Consider the following 4,634-nt stretch of genomic DNA (forward strand, 5'->3'; position numbering starts at 1 on the left):
CTTCAACGGCAGCATGTTGGGGCCGTCGCTGTCGGCGTTGCCGGCGTCTTCATCGAGACCCATCAGGATCCTGGCAACTCGACCTCTTCCGACGGCCCCAACATGCTGCCGTTGAAGGACATGCCCGCTCTACTCGAGCGGCTGATGGCATTCGACCGCATCGCCAAGGGTCTCTAGGCCGGACAATATCCTCTGTCGACCGCCGATGCTTGTGGACGGCGCAAGCCGCCTGTACGCTCTACCGGCAAATGAGCGTTTTGGCAGGAGGAAGCCATGTCTGTCGCCCGCGTCACCGAAATCACATCGTCGTCGAAGAAGAGCTTTCAGGACGCCATCGAACAGGGAATTGCGCGCGCATCCAAAACGCTGAAGAACGTCGAGGGCGCCTGGATCCAGGACCAGAAGATCGTCGTCCAGGACGGCAAGATCGTTGCTTATCGCGTCAACATGAAGGTTACCTTCATCCTCGCGGAGTGATCGGTCGACGCCGAAAAAGTCGGGAACCTTCGCCCGCGCCCCTCATTGTCCAATTATGGTTCGAAACCACAATGAGGAGCACAATCATGGCAACCCAGACTGGCCACACCCAAGCCATTGCCGCTTCGCGGGTCATCGGCACATCGGTCTACAACACCGAAGGCACAAGCATCGGCAGCATAGAGGATGTGATGCTCGACAAGATGACGAACGGGATCATGTTCGCGGTCATCGGTTTTGGCGGCTTCCTTGGCATCGGCGAGAAATATCACGCCATTCCCTGGGCAAGCCTCGACTATGATGAGGACAAGGGCGGTTATGTCGTGCCGTTTTCCAAGGAACAACTCATGGCGGCACCGGCCTATTCGATCAACGAACTGACCGGTGCCGATGGCGAGGCGGCGCGCGACGAATCCTACAATTATTACAAGGTCACGCCTTACTGGCATTAACAACAACGACAAAGCGGCCCCGTCGAGAGAGACGGGGCCGCTTTGGATTCCGGCTTATTCGCTGACGTGTAAGGGGGCCATCGCCTTCGGCGGCGACTGCTGATTGTCGCATGACGTCAGGAATGCCGCCGCGATCAGAAACAGACTCACGATACCGCTCAACTGAGACATGGCGAAACTCCTCCTGTTTCGCCCCGCGCGCTGCACCTTAACCGGAAGTCAGCCGACCGTACATGACTTATGATGACAGCGATTTGCGCTTCGTGAATCGTTCGGACGCTGTTGCCGCGGCAACAATTGCCAGCGGGCCGATTGCCTTTTGCAGCACTTTGGCTAAGACGTGCGGCATTCTTCAGATCAATCGAGGACATCGCAAATGACCGCCATCGTCGACATTGTCGGGCGTGAAATCCTGGACAGCCGTGGAAATCCGACCGTCGAGGTCGATGTCATTCTCGAAGACGGCTCGATGGGCCGCGCGGCGGTGCCGTCGGGTGCTTCGACCGGTGCCCACGAGGCCGTCGAACTGCGCGACGGCGGCGCCCGCTATCTCGGCAAAGGCGTGCTCAAAGCCGTCGAGGCGGTGAACGGCGAGCTGTTCGAGGCCATCGGCGGCATGGAAGCCGAAAACCAGATTCATATCGACCAGACCATGATCGAGCTCGACGGCACGCCCAACAAGAGCCGGCTTGGCGCCAACGCCATTCTCGGCGTTTCGCTGGCGGTGGCCAAGGCGGCCGCTGATGCCGCCGGCCTGCCGCTCTACCGTTATGTCGGAGGCACCAAGGCGCATCTCCTGCCGGTACCGATGATGAACATCATCAATGGCGGCGCGCATGCCGACAACCCGATCGATTTCCAGGAATTCATGATCCTGCCGATCGGCGCGCCGACGCTGCGCGAAGGTGTCCGCTGGTGTTCGGAAATCTTCCATACGCTGCGCAAGAAACTGAAGGATGCCGGCCACAACACCAATGTCGGCGACGAGGGCGGCTTTGCCCCGAACCTGAAAAGCGCTCCGGTGGCGCTCGATTTCATCATGGAATCGATCGAGCAGGCCGGCTTCAAGCCGGGCGACGAGATCGCGCTCGGCCTCGATTGCGCCGCGACCGAGTTCTTCAAGGACGGCAACTACGTCTATGAAGGCGAGAAAAAGACGCGCGATCCCAAGGCCCAGGCCAAATACCTGGCCAAGCTTGCCGCCGACTATCCGATCATCTCGATCGAGGACGGTCTTGCCGAGGACGATTGGGAAGGCTGGAAGTACCTGACCGACCTGATCGGCAAGAAGACGCAGCTGGTTGGCGACGATTTGTTCGTCACCAACACGGCGCGGCTGCGCGACGGCATCCGCATGGGGGTTGCCAACTCGATCCTGGTTAAGGTCAACCAGATCGGCTCGCTTACGGAAACGCTCGACGCCGTCGAGACCGCGCACAAGGCCGGCTACACCGCCGTGATGTCGCACCGCTCGGGCGAAACCGAGGATTCGACCATTGCCGATCTCGCCGTCGCCACCAATTGCGGACAGATCAAGACCGGCTCGCTGTCGCGCTCGGACCGCATGGCCAAGTACAATCAGCTGATCCGCATCGAGGAAGAGCTCGGCAAGCAGGCAAGCTACGCCGGCAAGTCGGTGGTCAAGGGCTGATCCGGAAACACCGGCTCATCGATACCGGACAAAAGGGCGGGAGCATTCCCGCCCTTTTTCGTTTCGGCGCCGCCAAACAGGTCACCCGTAACCGTCCGTTAAGCACAATCGGGCGAGAAAGATCGTGAGCCGCCTGAGTTCGCGGGCTAGAGCCGGATGATCTCAGGTCTGTTCGACCTGAAATCTGAATCCGACTCTAAATCAAAGAGATAGAGCATGATGTCGTCCGAAAACCGCTTCACACTTTTCGGCATCATGCTCTAGAGGAATCGGGCGATGTGGACGCGTCAGCACAAGCAGAGAAACACCGGCCGGCTGATCATTCCCTCGCTTTGCGTGGCGTTCCTGGCCTATTTCGGCTTTCATGCCTATCACGGCGAATTCGGTATCTACTCGAAATATCAGCTGGAAGCCCAGACGGTTGCGCTGCAAGGCCAGCTCGATGCGATCAAGGCGCGCCGCATGGAGCTCGAGCGCCGCGTTCGGCTGATGCATGAAGGCACGCTCGAGAAGGACATGCTCGATGAGCAGGCGCGCAAGGCGCTCAATCTGTCCCAAGCTGACGAAATCACCATTATGTTGCCGACCTCGGCGAAATAACTGATTTCAAGTTAATCACCAATATTTTCAATGATTTTAATCGCTTAGGCGCATGCCAGCTATGCAAATTCGGCATGGCGCAACGCTTTGACGCGTGTTAGCCTCCCTAAAATCGGTGGGGAGGAGCTGATCTCCCCAGAGCAGATTTCATCCTGCTCTAATGTCCACGAAGAGACGCCAACAGGGAGTGATGCATGGCCACCGCCGCCAGAAAAGCGCCTGCCAAATCCAAATCCGACGGCAAATCGGGGCTTTCGACCCCCAAACCTGTCGAATTCACCAAGGACGAAGAGCTTGCCGCTTACCGGCACATGCTGCTCATCCGTCGTTTCGAGGAAAAGGCCGGCCAGCTCTACGGCATGGGTTTCATCGGCGGCTTCTGCCACCTCTATATCGGCCAGGAAGCGGTCGTCACCGGCATGAAGATGGCGCTGATCGACGGCGATCAGATGATCACCGCCTATCGCGACCACGGCCACATGCTGGCGATGGAGCTGTCGCCGCGCGGCGTCATGGCCGAGCTGACCGGGCGTCGCGGCGGCCTGTCACGGGGCAAGGGTGGCTCCATGCACATGTTCTCCAAGGAAAAGCACTTTTATGGCGGCCACGGCATCGTCGGCGCGCAGGTGTCGCTCGGCACGGGCTTGGCCTTCGCCAACCGCTACCGCGACAACAACAATGTCTCGCTGACCTATTTCGGCGACGGTGCGGCCAACCAGGGCCAGGTCTATGAAAGCTTCAACATGGCCTCGCTGTGGAAGCTGCCGGTGATCTACATCATCGAGAACAACCGGTATGCCATGGGCACCTCGGTGTCGCGCTCTTCGGCGGAAACCAATTTTTCGCACCGTGGCGCTTCGTTCAAGATTCCCGGCATCCAGGTCGACGGCATGGACGTGCGCGCTGTCAAGGCCGCCGGCGACCAGGCGACCGAATGGTGCCGCGCCGGCAACGGGCCGATCATTCTCGAAATGCAGACCTATCGCTATCGCGGTCACTCGATGTCCGATCCGGCGAAATACCGCTCAAAGGAAGAAGTGCAGAAGATGCGCTCCGACCATGACCCGATCGAACAGGTCAAGGCGCGGCTGATCGAGAAGAAGTGGGCAACCGAGGACGAGCTTAAGGCCATCGACAAGGAGGTCCGCGACATCGTCGCTGACGCCGCCGAATTTGCCCAGAACGATGCAGAGCCGGATCCGTCCGAGCTCTGGACCGATATCGTATTGTAACGGGAGGGCAAGGACATGCCGATCGAAATTCTCATGCCCTCTCTCTCGCCGACCATGGAAGAGGGCAATCTTTCCAAGTGGTTGAAGAATGAGGGCGACAAGGTCGTCGCCGGCGACGTCATCGCCGAGATCGAAACCGACAAGGCGACGATGGAAGTCGAGGCCGTCGACGAAGGCACGCTTGGCAAGATCCTGATCGCCGCCGGCACCGAAGGCGCCAAG

Annotated in this window: 6 protein-coding genes; all 6 read left to right on the forward strand. The window is 59.3% G+C overall.

Annotation, left to right across the window (positions count from 1 at the left end):
• Positions 1-273: 273 nt before the first annotated feature.
• A complete protein-coding gene (locus EOA22_RS24860; protein WP_013531476.1) occupies positions 274-477 on the forward strand; it encodes a dodecin family protein in 204 nt (67 codons plus the stop codon).
• Between the two features lie 86 nt (positions 478-563).
• Positions 564-929 (forward strand): PRC-barrel domain-containing protein, encoded by a 366-nt coding sequence (locus EOA22_RS24865; RefSeq protein WP_024505095.1) that lies wholly within the window; start codon positions 564-566, stop codon positions 927-929.
• Positions 930-1,305: 376 nt separating this feature from the next.
• Positions 1,306-2,580: a phosphopyruvate hydratase gene (gene eno, locus EOA22_RS24875; RefSeq protein ID WP_127390280.1), complete on the forward strand. Its 1,275-nt coding sequence runs from the start codon at positions 1,306-1,308 to the stop codon at positions 2,578-2,580.
• Between the two features lie 276 nt (positions 2,581-2,856).
• Positions 2,857-3,180, forward strand: coding sequence for a septum formation initiator family protein (locus EOA22_RS24880; protein ID WP_027038975.1), 324 nt, complete (start codon positions 2,857-2,859; stop codon positions 3,178-3,180).
• Positions 3,181-3,374: 194 nt separating this feature from the next.
• Positions 3,375-4,412, forward strand: coding sequence for a pyruvate dehydrogenase (acetyl-transferring) E1 component subunit alpha (pdhA, locus tag EOA22_RS24885; RefSeq protein ID WP_063168051.1), 1,038 nt, complete (start codon positions 3,375-3,377; stop codon positions 4,410-4,412).
• Positions 4,413-4,427: 15 nt separating this feature from the next.
• A partial coding sequence (locus EOA22_RS24890; protein ID WP_348629504.1) for a biotin/lipoyl-containing protein occupies positions 4,428-4,634 on the forward strand: 207 nt, incomplete at its 3' end.

The organism is Mesorhizobium sp. M7A.F.Ca.US.014.04.1.1, from assembly GCF_003998745.1.
Classification (GTDB): Bacteria; Pseudomonadota; Alphaproteobacteria; order Rhizobiales; family Rhizobiaceae; genus Mesorhizobium; species Mesorhizobium ciceri.